The 16,313-nt window shown below is 70.6% G+C and carries 19 protein-coding genes; 12 read left to right on the forward strand and 7 right to left on the reverse strand.

Annotated elements, in window-relative coordinates:
• Positions 1 to 116 precede the first annotated feature (116 nt).
• Together D9R14_RS14735 and D9R14_RS14740 are read right to left on the reverse strand one after the other, a co-directional pair.
• Positions 117 to 350, reverse strand: a complete 234-nt coding sequence (locus tag D9R14_RS14735; RefSeq protein ID WP_121624102.1) for a hypothetical protein — start codon at positions 348 to 350, stop codon at positions 117 to 119.
• Between the two features lie 70 nt (positions 351 to 420).
• A complete protein-coding gene (locus D9R14_RS14740) occupies positions 421 to 756 on the reverse strand; it encodes a cupin domain-containing protein (RefSeq protein ID WP_170168626.1) in 336 nt (111 codons plus the stop codon).
• Between the two features lie 133 nt (positions 757 to 889).
• On the opposite strand from D9R14_RS14740, the gene D9R14_RS14745 reads away from it, so the two are divergent.
• A complete protein-coding gene (locus tag D9R14_RS14745) occupies positions 890 to 1,225 on the forward strand; it encodes an ArsR/SmtB family transcription factor (RefSeq protein ID WP_121624197.1) in 336 nt (111 codons plus the stop codon).
• On the forward strand, positions 1,222 to 1,836 hold the full coding sequence (locus D9R14_RS14750; protein WP_245420817.1) for an SRPBCC family protein: 615 nt from the start codon (positions 1,222 to 1,224) through the stop codon (positions 1,834 to 1,836). The genes D9R14_RS14745 and D9R14_RS14750 overlap by 4 nt, the downstream gene beginning before the upstream one ends.
• On the opposite strand, the gene D9R14_RS14755 is transcribed toward D9R14_RS14750, so the two are convergent.
• Entirely contained in the window at positions 1,812 to 3,224 is a 1,413-nt protein-coding gene (locus D9R14_RS14755; protein WP_121624104.1) for an MFS transporter, read from the reverse strand. The genes D9R14_RS14750 and D9R14_RS14755 overlap by 25 nt on opposite strands.
• Positions 3,225 to 3,390: 166 nt before the next feature.
• Here D9R14_RS14755 and D9R14_RS14760 point away from each other — a divergent pair, with 166 nt between their 5' ends.
• Positions 3,391 to 4,353 carry a hypothetical protein gene (locus tag D9R14_RS14760; RefSeq protein ID WP_121624105.1) on the forward strand — a complete coding sequence of 321 codons (963 nt, stop codon included), beginning with the start codon at positions 3,391 to 3,393 and terminating at the stop codon, positions 4,351 to 4,353.
• Positions 4,354 to 4,880: 527 nt separating this feature from the next.
• Here D9R14_RS14760 and D9R14_RS14765 read toward each other — a convergent pair.
• On the reverse strand, positions 4,881 to 6,218 hold the full coding sequence (locus tag D9R14_RS14765; RefSeq protein ID WP_121624106.1) for a dihydroorotase: 1,338 nt from the start codon (positions 6,216 to 6,218) through the stop codon (positions 4,881 to 4,883).
• Positions 6,219 to 6,293: 75 nt separating this feature from the next.
• Between D9R14_RS14765 and ygfZ the strand changes: the two genes are divergently transcribed.
• Both ygfZ and D9R14_RS14775 read left to right on the forward strand, forming a co-directional pair.
• A complete protein-coding gene (gene ygfZ, locus D9R14_RS14770) occupies positions 6,294 to 7,130 on the forward strand; it encodes a CAF17-like 4Fe-4S cluster assembly/insertion protein YgfZ (protein WP_121624107.1) in 837 nt (278 codons plus the stop codon).
• Between the two features lie 70 nt (positions 7,131 to 7,200).
• Entirely contained in the window at positions 7,201 to 7,809 is a 609-nt protein-coding gene (locus D9R14_RS14775) for a DNA-3-methyladenine glycosylase I (protein ID WP_121624108.1), read from the forward strand.
• On the opposite strand, the gene D9R14_RS14780 is transcribed toward D9R14_RS14775, so the two are convergent.
• Entirely contained in the window at positions 7,796 to 8,359 is a 564-nt protein-coding gene (locus tag D9R14_RS14780; RefSeq protein ID WP_121624109.1) for a nitroreductase family protein, read from the reverse strand. The genes D9R14_RS14775 and D9R14_RS14780 overlap by 14 nt on opposite strands.
• Positions 8,360 to 8,653: 294 nt before the next feature.
• On the opposite strand from D9R14_RS14780, the gene D9R14_RS14785 reads away from it, so the two are divergent.
• From D9R14_RS14785 to D9R14_RS14815, 7 genes are all read left to right on the forward strand, one after another.
• On the forward strand, positions 8,654 to 9,067 hold the full coding sequence (locus tag D9R14_RS14785; protein ID WP_121624110.1) for a hypothetical protein: 414 nt from the start codon (positions 8,654 to 8,656) through the stop codon (positions 9,065 to 9,067).
• A gap of 204 nt (positions 9,068 to 9,271) precedes the next feature.
• On the forward strand, positions 9,272 to 9,502 hold the full coding sequence (rpsU, locus tag D9R14_RS14790) for a 30S ribosomal protein S21 (protein WP_121624111.1): 231 nt from the start codon (positions 9,272 to 9,274) through the stop codon (positions 9,500 to 9,502).
• A 258-nt stretch (positions 9,503 to 9,760) separates the two neighbouring features.
• Positions 9,761 to 10,657 (forward strand): KPN_02809 family neutral zinc metallopeptidase, encoded by an 897-nt coding sequence (gene ypfJ, locus D9R14_RS14795; protein ID WP_121624112.1) that lies wholly within the window; start codon positions 9,761 to 9,763, stop codon positions 10,655 to 10,657.
• Between the two features lie 270 nt (positions 10,658 to 10,927).
• Positions 10,928 to 12,550: an acyl-CoA dehydrogenase family protein gene (locus tag D9R14_RS14800; RefSeq protein WP_121624113.1), complete on the forward strand. Its 1,623-nt coding sequence runs from the start codon at positions 10,928 to 10,930 to the stop codon at positions 12,548 to 12,550.
• Positions 12,551 to 12,721: 171 nt separating this feature from the next.
• Complete coding sequence (locus D9R14_RS14805) at positions 12,722 to 13,003, forward strand: acyl carrier protein (RefSeq protein WP_121624114.1); 282 nt, start codon at positions 12,722 to 12,724, stop codon at positions 13,001 to 13,003.
• Positions 13,004 to 13,018: 15 nt separating this feature from the next.
• Positions 13,019 to 13,492 carry a 3-hydroxyacyl-ACP dehydratase FabZ family protein gene (locus D9R14_RS14810; protein ID WP_121624115.1) on the forward strand — a complete coding sequence of 158 codons (474 nt, stop codon included), beginning with the start codon at positions 13,019 to 13,021 and terminating at the stop codon, positions 13,490 to 13,492.
• Positions 13,485 to 14,669, forward strand: coding sequence for a beta-ketoacyl-ACP synthase (locus D9R14_RS14815; RefSeq protein WP_121624199.1), 1,185 nt, complete (start codon positions 13,485 to 13,487; stop codon positions 14,667 to 14,669). The genes D9R14_RS14810 and D9R14_RS14815 overlap by 8 nt, the downstream gene beginning before the upstream one ends.
• A gap of 39 nt (positions 14,670 to 14,708) precedes the next feature.
• Here the strand turns inward: D9R14_RS14815 and D9R14_RS14820 are convergent, their stop codons facing one another.
• Positions 14,709 to 15,737 (reverse strand): patatin-like phospholipase family protein, encoded by a 1,029-nt coding sequence (locus D9R14_RS14820; RefSeq protein ID WP_121624116.1) that lies wholly within the window; start codon positions 15,735 to 15,737, stop codon positions 14,709 to 14,711.
• Between the two features lie 130 nt (positions 15,738 to 15,867).
• The gene (locus D9R14_RS14825) at positions 15,868 to 16,290 is read right to left on the reverse strand and encodes a YciI family protein (RefSeq protein WP_121624117.1); all 423 of its coding nucleotides are present in this window, start codon (positions 16,288 to 16,290) and stop codon (positions 15,868 to 15,870) included.
• Positions 16,291 to 16,313: the final 23 nt, after the last annotated feature.

Here is a 16,313-nt window from a genome sequence, read left to right on the forward strand (position 1 = left end):
GGTCAGGTCTCGGGCCAGATGATTCTCTTGCGGAACAAAATGGCACCGAGACGGCACGATTGCGAGCTTGGCGGTGGATTTCGCCGGGCCGGGCGGCGGGCTCCCCCCTCAGGCGGTCACTTCAGCACCTCCATGGTGCCCTCGCGCCGCCACGTGCGGGCGCGCAGCCGAGGCGCGAGCGCCCAGGACAAAGGCAGCGACAGGAGCGCGGTGCCCACCACCACCCATGGCATCAGCGCCATCGCCTCCTGCGACAAGGGCGACAGCAGCAGGAACAGGGTTCCGGCGAAGAACAGCACCGCCTGGATCATCATGAACAGCATGGCGGCGATCTGGAGGCGGATCGACATGGCGCTCTCCCTTCCAGGGCAAATCTCGGAAGGGCAACACGCCGCGCGTCGGGAAGGTTCCGCAGGGGCGTCAGGCCGCCGGGGCCTCCGCCGCCAGATGCACCACGTAGAACTTGCGCACCGGCGTCACGCTCTTCCAGGTGCCGGTGAAGCCCGCCGGGATAACGAAGGAGGCGCCGGCCTCGTAGGTCTCCGTGTGTCCGGAGGCGTCGGTCAGCTCCACGGTGCCTTCGAGCAGCACGCAGAACTCGTCCTCCTCGTAGTTCACGGCGATCTCGGTGGCCTGCGAGGCCCAGAAGCCGGCGGAAAAGGCGCCGGTCCGGTCCTGGTACCATTCGTGGACCGTGGTGGCGGCGGCCGGGTCTACCTTGGGCCGGGGATCGAAGCGGATGGAACGGAGCGTCATGGCAGGCCCCTCCTGGCCCTGGCGCCCAGCGGCGCGCATCGGCGGCCATCCTTCCTCCACTGCCCGCGCCGGGGCAAGGCGGGGGCTTTATTTTTGTATTTACTTAATTAAGTCAAATCGAAAATATATGGACATGGACAGCTTCGCAGCCCTCGCCGACCCCACCCGCCGCGCCATCGTCGAACGCCTCGCCCGGGGCGAGATGGCGGCAGGGGACATCGTCGCCGTGTTCTCCCTGAGCGCGCCGGCCATCTCCCAGCACCTGAAGACCCTGCGTCAGGCGGGGCTGGTGCGGGTGCGCGGCGAGGGCCAGCGGCGCATCTACAGCCTCGATCCCGACGGCCTCGACGGGATGGAGGCGTGGATTGCCCGCACGCGGCGGTTCTGGAGCACGCGCCTCGACGCTCTCGCGGCTGCGCTCGACGCACCGGACGACACCCCCGACGACGACACGGAGACGAATCCATGAGCAGCACCGCCTATGCCCGCGCTCCCGCAGCCGGGCCCGACAGCCCCGCCCCCGCCCTCCAAGCCGCCGAAGCCCAGATGGGCGTCGTGACCGAGGCGGGCGCCGTCCGCTTCGAGCGGCGCCTGAAGGGCCCGCTGGCGCGGGTCTGGAGCCACCTCACCCAGTCGGACCTGCGCGCCAAGTGGCTCGCCGCCGGCACCATGGAGCCGTTCGTGGGCGGCGCCGTCGCGCTCACGTTCGAGAACGACACGCTGGGCGATCCGCCGGTGCCCGCCACCGGCCCCTATGCCTGCCACGGCGGCACGCAGCCCCTTGCGGGCCGCGTCACGGCCTGGGAGCCGGAGCGCCGGCTCGGCTTCACCTTCGGGCTCGACAAGGAGGGCCGGCCGGCCTCCGAGGTGCTGATCGAGCTGACGCCCGACGGCGACCAGGTGCGCATGGTGCTCACCCACCGCCGCCTCGCCGACCGCGCCGCCATGCTGAGCGTCTCGGGCGGCTGGCACGCCCACCTGCACCTGCTGTCCGAGGTGCTGGAGGGGACGCCCCGCTCCCCCTTCTGGACCGTGCTCGACCCGCTGGCCAAGGCCTATGACGCGCGCCTTCCCGGCTGAGGCGCGCCCCGCACCCCGGCGATCAGCACCGCGCCGAGGGTGAAGAAGACGACCAGCACCGCCACGCCGGCCCGCTGGCTGGCGGTGAGCGCCGTCACCACCGCCACCGAGGTGGGCGCGGCGAACGAGGTGATCTTCCCCGAAAGGGCGAACAGCCCGAAGCATTCGGAGAGGTTCTCCGCCGGCGCGAGGCGGACCAGCAGGGTGCGCGAGGCCGCCTGGAGCGGCCCCGCCACCAGGCCGATGAACAGGCCGATGCCCACATAGGCCTTCTCCGGCCAGGTGGCGAACAGCCCTTCCGCCGGCGCCGTGGGCAGGAGGCCGAAGAACAGCGCGTCCTTCTCCAGCGACAGGATGCCGATGGAGGCGAGGATCAGCACCATGAGCGCGCCGAGGATCACGGCGCGCGCGCCGAACGCATCGTCGAGCCGCCCGCCGGCGAACGCGCCGAGCGTGCCGGTGACGGTGAGCAGGATGCCGAAGATGCCGATCTCGATGGAGCCCCAGCCGAACGTGCCCGCGGCATAGATGCCGCCGAAGGCGAACAGCGCCACGAGGCCGTCCGCATAGACCATGTTGGCGAGGAGGAAGCGCGCGAGCGCGGGGCGCACCTTCAGCTTCGGCAGCATGGCGCGCATCTCCGCCACCGCGGTCCGCATAGCCGCCTTGAGCGGCATCGCCTTCGGTGCGTCCGGGACGAACAGGAACATGGGCATCACCAGCACCAGGAACCAGAGCGCGGTGAACGGCCCCGCGAACCGGTCGCCCTCGCGCGCCGCGGCGTCGAGCCCGAGCGCCGGCGGCAGGCCCAGCAGCGTGAGGCCGGTGGTCGGCTGGGTCGAGAAGAAGGCGAGCATCAGCGCCAGCGAGACCAGGCCGCCGAAATAGCCCGCCGCCCATCCCGTGCCCGAGAGCCGGCCGAGCCGCTCCGGCGGCACCAAAGTTGGCATGATGGAATTGTTGAACACGGCGGCGAACTCGGCGCCGATGGTGCCGATGGCGAAGGCGGCGAGGATCAGGGGGATGCGGGCCCCGTTGCCCGGCTCAGCGAACCACAGCAGCGACGACCCCAGCACCAGCATGGCGCCGAACGCCGCGATCCACGGCTTGCGCCGCCCCGCCGCATCCGCCACCGCGCCGAGGAAGGGCGAGCACAGCGCGATCACCAGCCCCGCCGCCCCGGTGGCGAAGCCCCACAGCGCCTGGCCTTCGGCCGGCGTCGCCGCCACGGCCGAGGCGAAATAGGGCGCGAAGATGAAGGTGGTGATGAGCGTGAAATAAGGCTGGCAGGCGGGATCGAACAGGATCCAGCCCACCACTGCGCGGGTGGGCGCGCGGACAGGAGCTTCTGTCTGCGGCTGAAGGGGCGGCGGCGCGGGCTCGTGCATGGCGCGACAGTGCGCTGGGCGCGTCGAAACGAAAAGCGCCCGCGGCGCGAAACCTCGGCCTTATCCCCCTTCCCTTGCGGCGCTTGACGGAAGGCCGCGCCTGGGCTTCCTCAGGCGCCGGCGCGGCGTGTCGCGCCGGCGGCGCGGGCGCGCGCGGGAGGCCAGCATGGTCGGACATCTGGGGCGGGTCGTCGGCGGATTGATTGCAGGCGCGGTGCTGATCGCGGGCGCCGGACTGGCGGAGGCGAAGCAGACCGCGACGCCGTTCCGCACGGTGGGCCAGTGGCGCATCGAGACCGTCTATGACGACGGCAAGCTCACTTTGTGCCGCGCCGTCACCGGCACCGGCGCCAACCAGGCCAACGTCATCAAGTATCCGAACCAGCGCTGGGCCATCAGCGTGCCCGACATGAACTTCCCGCAGGGCACCAAGCTCACGGGCATGCTGGAGATCGGCCGCGCCTCGCAGCCCATCTCCACCGTCGCGCAGGCGCCGGGCCTGCGCGAACGCTTCTTCCTCGACGCCGGCACCTTCGAGGCCATGAAGCAGGGCGGCCGCATGTCGGTGACGCTCGGCGGCAAGACCGTCTCGTGGCAGATGAACGACGCCGGCCAAGCCACCGGCGCGGTGGAGGACTGCCTCGCCGCCGCGCTGAAGGCCGGCGGCGGCGTGTCGACGCCGGCCGCCCCGGCCGCCAGCCCCGGCAAGCAGATCGCGACCCCCTTCCGCACCGTCGGCCAGTGGCGGGTGGAGACGGTGTTCCAGGACGGCAAGTTCTTCCTGTGCCGCGGCGTCACGGGCACCGGCGCCAATCAGGTCAACGTCATCTTCTATCCGAACAACCGCTGGGCCATCAGCGTGCCGGACATGGCCTTCCCGAAGGGCACCAAGCTCACCGGCATGCTGGAGATCGGCCGCGCGTCGCAGCCCGTTTCCACGGTCGCGCAGGCGCCCGGAGTGCGCGAACGCTTCTTCCTGGACGCCGGGACGCTGGAGGCCATGAAGATGGGCGGGCGCATGTCGGCGACGCTCGCCGGCAAGACCGTCTTCTGGCAGATGAATGACGCCGGCCAGATGTTCGGCGCCGTCCAGGACTGCATGGCCGCCGCCCGCAAGGCCGGCGGCTGAGGGCGCGGCGGCCCGCCGTGCCGCTGGTGCTCCTGCCACCGTCGTCGCCCCCCCGCCGTCGCCCTCCGGCTTGACCGGAGGGCCCATATTGCGGCCGGGCGCGCGGCGGGGAGGTGGCATGGATGCTCCGATCAAGTCGGAGCATGACGGCGGTTTTGGGCGGTATCCCCGGTGCTTCACCGCCGTCATCCCCCGGCTTGTCCGGGGGCTCCACGCCGCGGGCTTGCCGGCGCTCTGGATCGAGGCTCTGTGCAAACCGCAAGGTGGATGCCCCGGACAAGCCGGGGCATGACGGTGGTTGGGCGGGTGCGGCTGGGCTCGTCCAACGGCGTTCCGACGCTGCCGCCGTCCCTCGTCGCCGCCGTCGCCCCTCTCACCGCCGTCGCCCCCGCCCCCGCCGTTGCCCTCCGGCTTGACCGGAGGGCCCATACTGCGGCCGGGCGCGCGGATGCTCCGGTCAAGCCGGAGCTTGACGGCCATGTGGGATCAGCAGGCAGGGGGCGAGGCCCGGACCTGCCCGGTGCCGATCAGCGGCCCGCCAGCGTCTCCAGGAAGCGGATCGGCGCGCCGGTGGAGGGGGCGGTGAGCGCGCCATCCCACATCACCCGGGCGCCGCGCACGAAGGTGCCCACCGGCCAGCCGGTGACCTCCACGCCGTCATAGGGCGTCCACTTTGCGCGCGAGGCGATCCAGCCATTGGTGATGGTGGCGCGCTTCTTCAGGTCCACCACCGTGAAGTCGGCATCGTAGCCGACCGCGATGCGGCCCTTGAGGGCAGTTCCGAACAGCCGCGCCGGCCCCGCGCTGGTGAGGTCGACGAAGCGCTCCAGCGTCAGGCGGCCCGCCGCCACATGGTCGAGCATCAGCGGCACCAGGGTCTGCACCCCGGTCATGCCCGAGGGGCTGTCGGGATAGGGCTTGGCCTTCTCCTCCAGCGTGTGGGGCGCGTGGTCGGAGCCGAGCACGTCGACGACGCCGTTGGCGATGCCGGCCCAGAGCCCCGTGCGATGGCGCTCGCCGCGCACCGGCGGGTTCATCTGGGCGAGCGTGCCGAGGCGGTCGTAGCAGTCGGGCGCGGCCATGGTGAGGTGGTGCGGCGTCACCTCCACCGAGGCGACGTCCTTGGCGCTCGCCAGGAAGTCCATCTCCTCCGCCGACGTCACGTGCAGCACGTGCACCCGCGCCCCGGTCTCGCGGGCGAGCGCAACCAGGCGCTTGGTGGCGGTGAGCGCCGCCACCTCGTCGCGCCAGACCGGATGCGAGGAGGCATCGCCCGGCACCCGCAGGCCCTTGCGCTCCAGCAGGCGTGGCTCGTCCTCGCAATGGAAGGCGGCGCGGCGGCGGATCACCTTCAGGATCGCCTTCACGCCCGGATCGTCCGCCACCAGCAGCGAGCCGGTGGAGGAGCCGATGAACACCTTGATGCCGGCGGCGCCCGGCAGGCGCTCCAGCTCCGGCAGGTCGTTCACGTTGTCGTGCGTGCCGCCCACATAGAAGGCAAAGTCGCAATGCATGCGCGCGGTGGCGCGCTTCACCTTGTCTTCCAGCGCCGCGGCGGTGGTGGTCTGCGGGATGGTGTTCGGCATCTCGAACACGCCCGTCACCCCGCCCATGACGGCGGCGCACGAGCCGGTCTCCAGGTCCTCCTTGTGGTCGAGGCCCGGCTCGCGGAAATGCACCTGGGTGTCGATCACGCCCGGCAGGACGTGGAGGCCGCGCGCGTCCACCACACTGCCCGCGTCGGCGCGCGAGAGGTCGCCGATGGCGCGGATCCGCCCACCGGAAACGCCGATGTCGGCGCCGCCGATGCCGGCCGGCGTCGCCACGGTGCCGCCCTTGATGAGCAGGTCGAAGGTCTGGGCCATGGCGCGGGTCTCGCTCTTGAGGGCAGGGCGCAGCGGGCTTTATGATGAGTTTTTATTTCTGACAAGGACGGTCCCATGCCCGTCGTTCATTTGACTGATCGTGCGCTCATTCGTGTCCATGGCCCCGATGCGCGGCACTTCCTGCACAATATCCTCACGTGCAACGTCGCCGATCTGCCCGAAGGCGGCGCGCGCTACGGCGCGCTGCTGTTCCCACAGGGCAAGATCATCGCCGATTTCCTGCTCTATGACGAAGGCGGCGACAGCTTCCTGCTGGACGCGCCGCAGAGCCAGGCCGCCGACCTGCTGAAGCGGCTCGGCTTCTACAAGCTGCGCGCCCAGGTGACGTGCGAGGCGGCGGCCGACCTCGCCGTGGCGGCGGTGTTCGGCGACGGCGCGGCGCCGCAGGGCCGGCTGTTTCCCGATCCCCGCCTGCCGGCGCTCGGCGGCCGGCTGATCCTGCCCGTAGCGGACGTCGCCGCGCTCTCCGGCGATGCCTCCGCCTACGAGGCGCACCGCATCGCCCTCGGCATCCCGAAGGGCGGGCCGGACTTCGCCTATGGCGACGCCTTCCCCCACGAGGCGGACATGGACCAGCTCGGCGGGGTGGACTTCAAGAAGGGGTGCTATGTGGGCCAGGAGGTGGTGTCGCGCATGCAGCACCGCGGCACGGCCCGCACCCGCGCGGTGCAGGCGCTGCTGGATGCCGCCGCCGCGCCGGGCAGCGAGATCATGGCCGGCGAGAAGACCGTCGGCCGCGTCGGCTCGGCCGCGGAGGGAACGGCCATCGCCTTGGTGCGGCTCGACCGTGCCGCGGACGCCAAGGCCGCCGGCATTCCGCTGGTGGCTGGCGGCCACGAGGTGAAGCTGCGCCGGCCGCAATGGGCCACCTTCGCCATGGACGCCGAATGAGACCGGCAAAAGGACCGCAGAACCCGTGACAAAGCCCACCGAGGACGCCCCGCTCCATGCGGACGGCCGGATGCGCTGCCGCTGGTGCGGCACCGACCCGCTCTATGTCGCCTATCACGACACCGAATGGGGCGTGCCGGAGCGCGACAGCCGCGCCTTGTTCGAGAAGCTGGTGCTGGACGGCTTCCAGGCCGGGCTCGCCTGGATCACCATCCTGCGCAAGCGGGACAATTTCCGCCGCGCCTTCGACGGCTTCGAGCCGGAGGTGATCGCCCGCTACGGCCCCGAGAAAGTCGCGGCGCTGATGGCGGACGCCGGCATCGTGCGCAACCGCTCCAAGGTGGAGGGCACCGTGCTCTCCGCCCGCGCTTTTCTCGACCTGCGCGAGAAGGGCGTCGCGTTCTCGGACTTCATGTGGGACGCGGTGGACGGGGAGACCCGCTTCAACCGCCCGCGCCGCATGGCCGACATCCCGGCCGAGACCGAGCAGTCCCGGACCCTCTCCAAGCGGCTGAAGGCGGCGGGCTTCAAGTTCTGCGGTCCCACCATCGTCTATGCGGCCATGCAGGCCTGCGGCCTGGTGGACGACCACGTGGCGGGCTGCCACTGCGCCAAGCCGATGGAAAAGCCGCTGGAAAAACCCCCCGCCGGCGCGAAGCGCCCGGTCAGAAGCGCGTGACGATGTCCGGCAGCGCCGGGCGCGGCCGGTCCTCCAGCGCCTGATCGACGCTGCCGAGATAGACGAAGCCGGTGATGCGCTCGTGCGCGTCGAGCCCCAGCGCCGCGCGCGCGTCCGCGTCGGTGGCCGGCCATTCGCTGATCCAGGTGGCGCCGTAGCCGAGCGCGGCGGCGGCCAGCAGCATGTTCTGGCAGCACGCGGCCGACGACATCACCTGCTCCCATTCCGGGATCTTCACGTGCGGGGCGGCGCGCGAGACCACGGCCACCACCACGGGGGCGCGCAGGAAGCGGCCGTGCTCCTCCTCGATGCGCTTTGCCTCCGCCTGCGGGTTGCGGGCGGCGAACACCGCCGCGATCGCCGCGCCGGCGCGCGCGCGGCCCTCGCCTTCCAGCACGATGAAGCGCCAGGGCGCGAGCTTGCCGTGGTCCGGCACCCGCGCGGCGATGGTCAGGATGGTGTCGAGGTCCTGCGCGGACGGGCCCGGCGCCTTCAGGTCGATGACGCGGGAGGACCGGCGGGTGCGCAGCAGTTCGAGGGCGTCGGGCATGAGAAAGGCCTTCTGTGGCAATGGCGCGCGGCCGGCCTGAAGCCCGCATGGCAGGGGGCCGATAAAGCGCGCCTGATCAAGGATCTGGAACAGCTCATCGCGGCCGGGGACGCGGAGCTGCTTTCTAGGCCAAACGGCATCCGGGAGAAAGTCCGGTGTCGCAGGGGCGCAGAGGGCAGAGAACCGAATTTGGGTTGTGCACAACTCCGACTGCGCGCGAATCATCGCGTGACGGATGAATTCGAATCGTCATAAAGTGGATGTATGTTTTTACCATACGGCCGGGGGACGCCGATGGGTGAAGAACTGACATTCGAGCAAGTCCGCGATCTTGCGCGGCAACTGGCCCGCTCCGGCCGTTTCTGCAGCTGGCGCCTCATCGCCATCGAGCTGCGTTTCATGGAGGGCATCCGCGCCGCCGCGGACTGCTTCGCCGACTCGCCGATCCGCAACGAACTGGACGCCCTGTGTCGCGGGGCACAGAAGCGGGCGCCGTCCTCGCCGTTGCAGGGGGCTCCCTCGCCTTGGTCGTCCTCGCCGCAGTCGCCTCTGCCTGGCAGGCATCCGATCGCGACCGCGGCACAGCCGGCATCGGCTCAGGTGCCGGCACCTGCGTCCTCGCCCCAGCCGCCGAACCCGCAGCCCCGGCGCTTCGCCGCGGCGCCCGCGCCGTGGAGCGCGCGCTACGCCGTCGAGGACCCCGCCTGAGCGGGGTCGGAGGGAAGTGAGCCGGCACAACGGCTTTGGCGCCTTCCGGCGTGGAAGTGGCGTGTGGACATCCGCTGTACCGTCTGATAAGAGAGCGGCTCTTCCGGATGGGATGCGCGCGGCTTCACAGCCGTCCTGTCGCTTCCGGATCGTTTCATATCAGGTCAGCTCACGGCTCGGCGCAACAGCTCGAAGAGGCAACACGTGCAAGTTCTCGTCCGCGACAACAATGTCGATCAGGCCCTCAAGGCGCTCAAGAAGAAGATGCAGCGCGAGGGGATCTTCCGCGAGATGAAGCTGCGTGGCCACTACGAGAAGCCGTCCGAGAAGCGCGCCCGCGAGGCCGCGGAGGCCATCCGCCGCGCCCGCAAGCTGGCCCGCAAGCGCGCCCAGCGCGAAGGCCTCATCCCGTCCAAGCCGCGCCCCGCCCGCTGATCGGCGACGGATCGCGGTTGCCGGCCTGCCGCCCCACGGGGGCGGTGATGCCGGACGCAGCCTGAGAGCGTGACAGTCCGGACGAGGCCCGCTTGCGCGGGCCTTTTTCGTTGGCGCAGCAGCCCGCCACCGGCCGGCGAACACCCGCGCGCCGCCGTCGCGCCTGTCGGCGATCGGCGTGGATTTCGCCATGAACCTGTGCATTCTTGCGCCGAGGCGCGCCGGGGCGGACCGGCAGACGCGCGCGGGAGAAGTGGCATGCGGTGGGACGATTTCCGCTCCAGCGACAATGTGGAGGACCGGCGCGGCGGCGGGGGCGGCGGCTTCCAGATGCCGGGCGGGCGGGGCGGCCTCGGGATCGGCACCATCATCGTCGTCGGCCTCATCGGCTGGGCGCTCGGCATCAACCCGGTCGTGCTGATCGGCGGCCTGGAGGCGCTGAACGGCCTCGGCGGCAGCCAGCAGCAGAGCGCGCCGCCGCCCTCGCGCCAGAGCCAGCCCAGCAAGCCCACCGACGAGATGGGGCGCTTCGCCTCGGCCGTGCTGGCCCAGACCGAGGACGTGTGGTCCGACATCTTCCGTGCCGACGGCAAGACCTACCAGGACCCGAAGCTGGTGCTGTTCTCGGGCGCCACGCGCTCGGCCTGCGGCGGCGCCCAGTCGGCCATGGGGCCGTTCTATTGCCCGCTCGACCAGAAGGTCTATCTGGACCTCTCCTTCTTCAATGAGATGAAGCGCAAGTTCAACGCGCCCGGTGACTTCGCAGCCGCCTATGTCATCGCCCACGAGGTCGGCCACCACGTGCAGAACCTGATCGGCATCCTGCCCAAGGTGCAGCAGGCGCAGGCGCGGGCCTCCTCGCGCGCCGAGGCGAACGCGCTCTCGGTGCGGGTGGAGCTGATGGCCGACTGCCTCGCGGGGGTGTGGGCCTATCACGCCAATGCCCGCTTCCGCATCCTTGCGCCGGGCGACGTTGAGGAGGCCCTGGGCGCCGCCAGCGCCATCGGCGACGACCGGTTGCAGAAGCAGTCCCAGGGTTTCGCCGTGCCGGACAGCTTCACCCATGGCAGCTCGCAGCAGCGGGTCAGCTGGTTCACCCGGGGGCTGAAGTCCGGAAACATGCAGCAATGCAATACCTTCCAGGGCGCGATCTGATCTGGTGAGCTGACCAAACATTGGCCTCAACGACCGGAGCCGGGTGTGGTCTGCGTCGCCCGGCCATCGTGGCTGTCGCAATTCCGGCTGGGGACATGGCCGAATGCAACCCAGCGCTGCCGACCGAAGTTCTTGCATTTTTATGGAATTGTCAGCACCACTATGGCGCGATCGCAGATCAAGTCCGGCTCGGCGCCTGGCGAGCACGCAGTTCAAGATCGCAAGGCATCAAGATCGCGCCCGTAAGGAGCGCGGCCACGGGGACGTGCCATGCTCGCGCTTCGGAACGTGGAGGAAACGTTCAACCAGTCGCCGCCGCCGGTCGACATCAATCTGGCGGATATCGACCGGCCGCTGATGGATAGCGCGGCCGCCGATGGCGCGGTGGAGGCCCTGTCCGCGTTCGGCGCGGAATGGGGCGCCGGCGACCAGCTGGCGCTCGGCCGGCTCGCCAATGAGCATGTGCCCGAGCTCCACAGCCACGATCCGCAGGGCCGGCGCTGCGACATCGTGGAGTTCCACCCGGCCTATCACGCGCTGATGGCGCAGAGCTATTCGGCCGGCCTCCACTGCTCGGGGTGGGACGTGGCCGGCCGCAGCGCACATGGCCGCAGGGCTGCGCAGCTCTACATCACCACCCAGGTGGAGGCGGGCCATGTGTGCCCCCTCACCATGACCCATGCCGCGCCCGCCGCCCTCGCCGCAGCCCCCAATCTGCTGCGCGACTGGCTGCCGCGCATCCGCTCGCGCACCTATGACGGGCGCTTCCTGCCGTTCTGGGAGAAGGCCGGCGTGACCGTCGGCATGGGCATGACCGAGCGCCAGGGCGGCACCGACCTGCGCTCCAACCAGTCCGGGGCCAAGCAGATCGGCGGCGACGAATACGAGATCACCGGCCACAAGTGGTTCTTCTCGGCGCCCATGAGCGACGCCTTCCTGGTGCTCGCCCAGGCCAATCAGGGGCTGACCTGCTTCCTGCTGCCGCGCTTCCGGCCCGACGGCTCGGTCAACGACCTCAAGCTGCTGCGGCTGAAGAAGAAGCTCGGCAACCGCTCCAACGCCTCGGCCGAGGTCGAGTTCGACCGCGCCTTCGCCTGGCGGGTCGGGGAGGAGGGGCGCGGCGTGCGCACCATCCTCGAGATGGTGCAGCTGACCCGGCTCGACTGCGCCGTCGCCTCCGCCGGGCTCATGCGCATGGCGCTTACCCTCGCCGTGCACCACGCGCGCCACCGCACGATGTTCCAGCGCCGGCTGGCGGACCTGCCCGCCATGGCCGGCCTGCTCGCTGACCTCGCGCTGGAAGCGGAGGGCTCGACCGCCGCGGTCCTGCGCCTTGCCCGCAGCTTCGACCACACCGAGGCGCGGCTGGAGGAGGCGGCGCGGGCGCGCATCCTCACCCCGACGCTGAAGTTCGCCGTGTGCCAGGCCACGCCCTGCTTCATCTTCGAGGCCATGGAGGTGCTGGGCGGCAACGGATATGTGGAGGACGGCGCCATGCCGCGCCTCTATCGGGAGGCGCCGGTCAACGCCATCTGGGAAGGCACCGGCGCGGTCACGGCGCTCGATCTGGTGCGCGCGGCCCAGCGGGAGCCCGATGCGCTCGCTCTGGTCCTGGACGGCCTGGTGCGCGATTGCGACGGCATTCCCGAGGCGCGGGCGGCCGCCAGCGACGTGGCCGCCGCGCTCGCAGGTCCCGACAGCGAGCCGCAGGCGCGCTGGGCGGCGCATCGGCTCTATCATCTCGCCGCTGCCGCCGCGATGAGCGAGGCGGCGCCCGCCGAGATCACGGAGGCCTTTGTGGCCACCCGCCTCGGCCGTCCGCGCGGGCCCTACGGAACCAATGATGTCGGCCCCTGCGCCGGCCATTTGGTGGAGCGCGCGCTCGACGTGTGAGGCTCGCCTGTGCGGCCGGCCATTGAAACCTACGGCGGCGTTCGCTATAGGGGCCATCAACTCATCCGAAGGGGCCTTCAGGCCGAACCCTCGGCCATGGCCGCAGCCCTCGCAAATCCGCGCGAGCCGGTCGCGCCCAGAAGCGGCCGAGCACACGAGAGGCGTCAGTCCATGTCTTCGACGTTCGACACGGTGGCCAACATCATCGCGGAGACCTGCGACATTCCGCGTGACACGATCACGCCGGAGAGCCACGCCATCGACGATCTGGGCATCGACAGCCTGGACTTCCTGGACATTGCCTTCGCCATCGACAAGGCCTTCGGCATCAAGCTGCCGCTGGAGCAGTGGACCCAGGAGGTCAACGACGGCAAGGCCACCACCGAGCAGTATTTCGTGCTCAAGAACCTCTGCGCGCGCATCGACGAGCTGGTCGCTGCGAAGTCGGCCTGAGGCCGGACGGGGACCATGCGCCCTGAAGTCTTCAAGATGATCGACCGGGTCGTCACCATCGACCCGTCGCTCGACACCATCCACTGCCAGGGCCTCGTGCCTCAGGAAAGCTCCATCTTCGAGGGGCATTTCCCGGGCCACCCGATCATGCCCGGCGTGCTGCTGATCGAGGCCATGGCGCAGACCACGGGCTGGCTGGTGCTGGCGCGCAACCGCTTCGAGCGGATGCCCTTCCTCGCCTCGGTGAAGGAGGCCAAGCTGCGCACCTTCGTGCTGCCGGGCGCCAATCTCGATCTCTATTCGCGAATCGAGCACGAAGGCTCGGGCTATGTGGTGGCCAAGACCGAGGCCAAGCTCGACGGCAAGCAGATCTGCTCGGCCGACCTCTCCTTCCGCGTCCTGCCCTGGCCCGAGGGCAAGATGAAGGCCGTGGTGCTGAAGGTGGCCGAGCATGTGAGCTTCCCTCTTGCGGACTATGCCGATGCCTGAGACTGCCTCCCGGCGCGACGTCTGGATTACCGGCATCGGCCTCGTCTCCTCGCTCGGCGAGGGACCTGAGGCGCACTGGAGCGCCCTCATGGGCGGCGCGGCGCCCGTCACCGATGCGGAGACGTTCGCGCCCTACGTGGTGCACCCGATCGTCAAGCTCGACTATGACCGCCAGATTCCCAAGAAGGGCGATCAGCGGCAGATGGAGCCCTGGCAGCGCATCGGCACCTATGCGGCCGGCCTCGCGCTGGACGCGGCGGGCATCGCCAAGAATCCCGACATCCTGTCGAAGACCGACATGGTCGTGGCCGCCGGCGGCGGCGAGCGCGACGCGGCGGTGGACGCCTCCATCCTCAGCGACCTCGCCAGCTCCAACGATCCCGGCCGGCTGCTGAACGAGCGCCTGCTGTCGGACCTGCGGCCGACGCTGTCGCTGGCGCAGCTTTCCAACCTGCTGGCCGGCAACATATCCATCGTCCATGGCGTCACCGGCTCCTCGCGCACCTTCATGGGCGAGGAAAGCTCGGGCGTGGACGCCGTGCGGGTCGCCTTCTCGCGCATTGCCTCCGGGCAGAGCGAGATCGGCCTCGTGGGCGGCGCCTATAATGCCGAGCGCGAGGACACGCTGCTGCTCAACGTGCTCGACGACTTCTGCATGAAGGGCGCGTTCCGGCCGGTATTCTCGACCGAGGCGCCGGGCATCCCCTCCGGCTCAATGGGCGCGTTCCTGGTGCTCGAATCGGCGGACCATGCCAAGGCGCGGGGCGCGGCGCCCATCGCCCGGCTCTCGGGCGTGTGGTCCGAGCGGGCGCGCCGATCCGAGCCGGGCGCGACCACGCGCAAGGTGGCCGAGCTGCTGGAGAAGGCGGAAGCCGGGCCGGGCACGGCGGTGCTCTCCTGCGCCGCCGGCGGCCGCGCGGCGACCCCGGCCGAGGCCGAGGCCCTGAAGGCCAGCGGCCTGCCGGTGCGCGCGGTGGCGAACCGCCTCGGCCACGGATTCGAGGCCCAGTTCCCGGCCGGGCTGGCTCTGGCCGCCCTGGCGGTCTCGCAGGGCGAACTGTTCCCGGTGCTGGCGGGCGATCCCGTGGAGGCCGGCGGCGGTGCGGTCGCGCGGGCCGTCGTGACCTGCGTCGGCCACTGGCGCGGCGAGGGCGCGGCCCTGGTGGAGAAGGCCTGACGGCGCCGCGGCGCCGTCTTCCCGGTCTCCGTCCGAAAATCAGCCCAGCGCCACCATGGCGGCGCGGATGTCTTCGAGCGACCGCTCGGCCGCCTCGGCGCCGGCGGCGATAGCCTCCTCCGCCCGGTGGAAGTCGAACAGGCCGATGCGCCCAAGCTTGGGGTTGAGCGTCACGTCCGGCGGGTCGCCGGCGAGCCGCGACCGGGCGATGCGGTCCTGGATGATGTTGAAGGCGTCGATCATCACCGTGGACAGGCCGCGCGGGCCGTCAGGCACGCCGTTTCCGGCGAAGAACTGCCGCCGCAGCCGCTCCGGGCTGAGCATGGCGGCGATGCCTTCCTTCTTCTCGGTGATGACCGCCTCGGCGGCGTCCTCCACCACGCCGCCATGGTCCTGGATCACGGTGCCGCGGCCGAACACGTCGGCATTGAGGTTCACCGCGATCACCATGCGCGCGCCCAGCGCCCGGGTGGGCGAGACGGGAATCGGGTTCACCAGCGCGCCGTCCATCAGCCAGCGCCCGCCCACCTTCACCGGAGTGAAGATGCCGGGCAATGCGTAGGAGGCGCGGATCGCCTCCACGAAGTCGCCGCGGGTGAGCCAGATCTCGTGGCCTGTGCCGAGCTCGGTGGCGATGGCGGCGAAGGTGAGCGGCAAATCGTCGATGGCGAGGTCGCCCACGTCGCGGCGCATCAGCTCGACCAGCCGGCGGCCCGCGATCAGGCCTGGCCCGCCGAGCGCGAAGTCCATCAATCCCAGCACGTTGCGCTTGGTCAGGCTGCGCGCCCAGTCCTCCAGCCGGTCGAGCTTGCCGGCGGCCCAGATGCCGCCCACCACCGCCCCGATGGAGGTGCCGGCCACCACCTGGGGGCGGATGCCGTTCTTCTCCAGCACCCGCAGCACGCCGATATGGGCGAAGCCGCGGGCAGCGCCGCCGCCGAGCGCGATGCCCACGGCCGGCTGGCTGCGGCCGGGCGCGGCTCGTTCCGCGCGCTCCACATCCTCTCGCTCGGGTGCCGCCTCGCATTCGCCGGAGGGACCGGACGATCGATGGGAAAAGGGGAACATCGGCACCTCGCCTTTCCCCTTCACATGGGTCGGCCGCCAGCCCGGCGCAACGGGCCGGCGGGCTTTTGTGCTCTCACCCAAGGGAATGAAAGACCGCACGAATCCCCGGCTGGTCCTGGGGCGCGCGGGGTCAGGCGCCGCCGATCTTCTCACGCAGACGGCGGTCATTCTCCAGCACTTCGGGGGTGACGGCATCGCCGAAGTCGGCCAGTTCGTAGAGCGGGCGAATCTCGATCTCGCTCGGGCCGGGCATGGGGTTGGGGCAGCGCTTCACCCACGCCACCGCTTCGTCCAAGTCCTTGACTTCCCAAAGCCAATAGCCGGCGACCAGCTCCTTGGTCTCGGCGAACGGACCGTCGATGACCATGCGGGAGGCCCCGTCGAAGGCGACCCGCTTGCCCTGCACGGAGGGCTTCAGCCCGTCGCCCGCCACGAGGATGCCGGCCTCGACCAGCGCTTCGTTGAATTTGCCCATGGCTTCAAGCAATTCCGCCGAGGGCATTAGGCCCGCTTCGCTGTCCTTGGTGGCCTTGACCAGAACCATAACGCGCATCGTCTCGTCTCCTGCTCGCACGG

The organism is Xanthobacter tagetidis, assembly GCF_003667445.1.
Classification (GTDB): Bacteria; Pseudomonadota; Alphaproteobacteria; order Rhizobiales; family Xanthobacteraceae; genus Xanthobacter; species Xanthobacter tagetidis.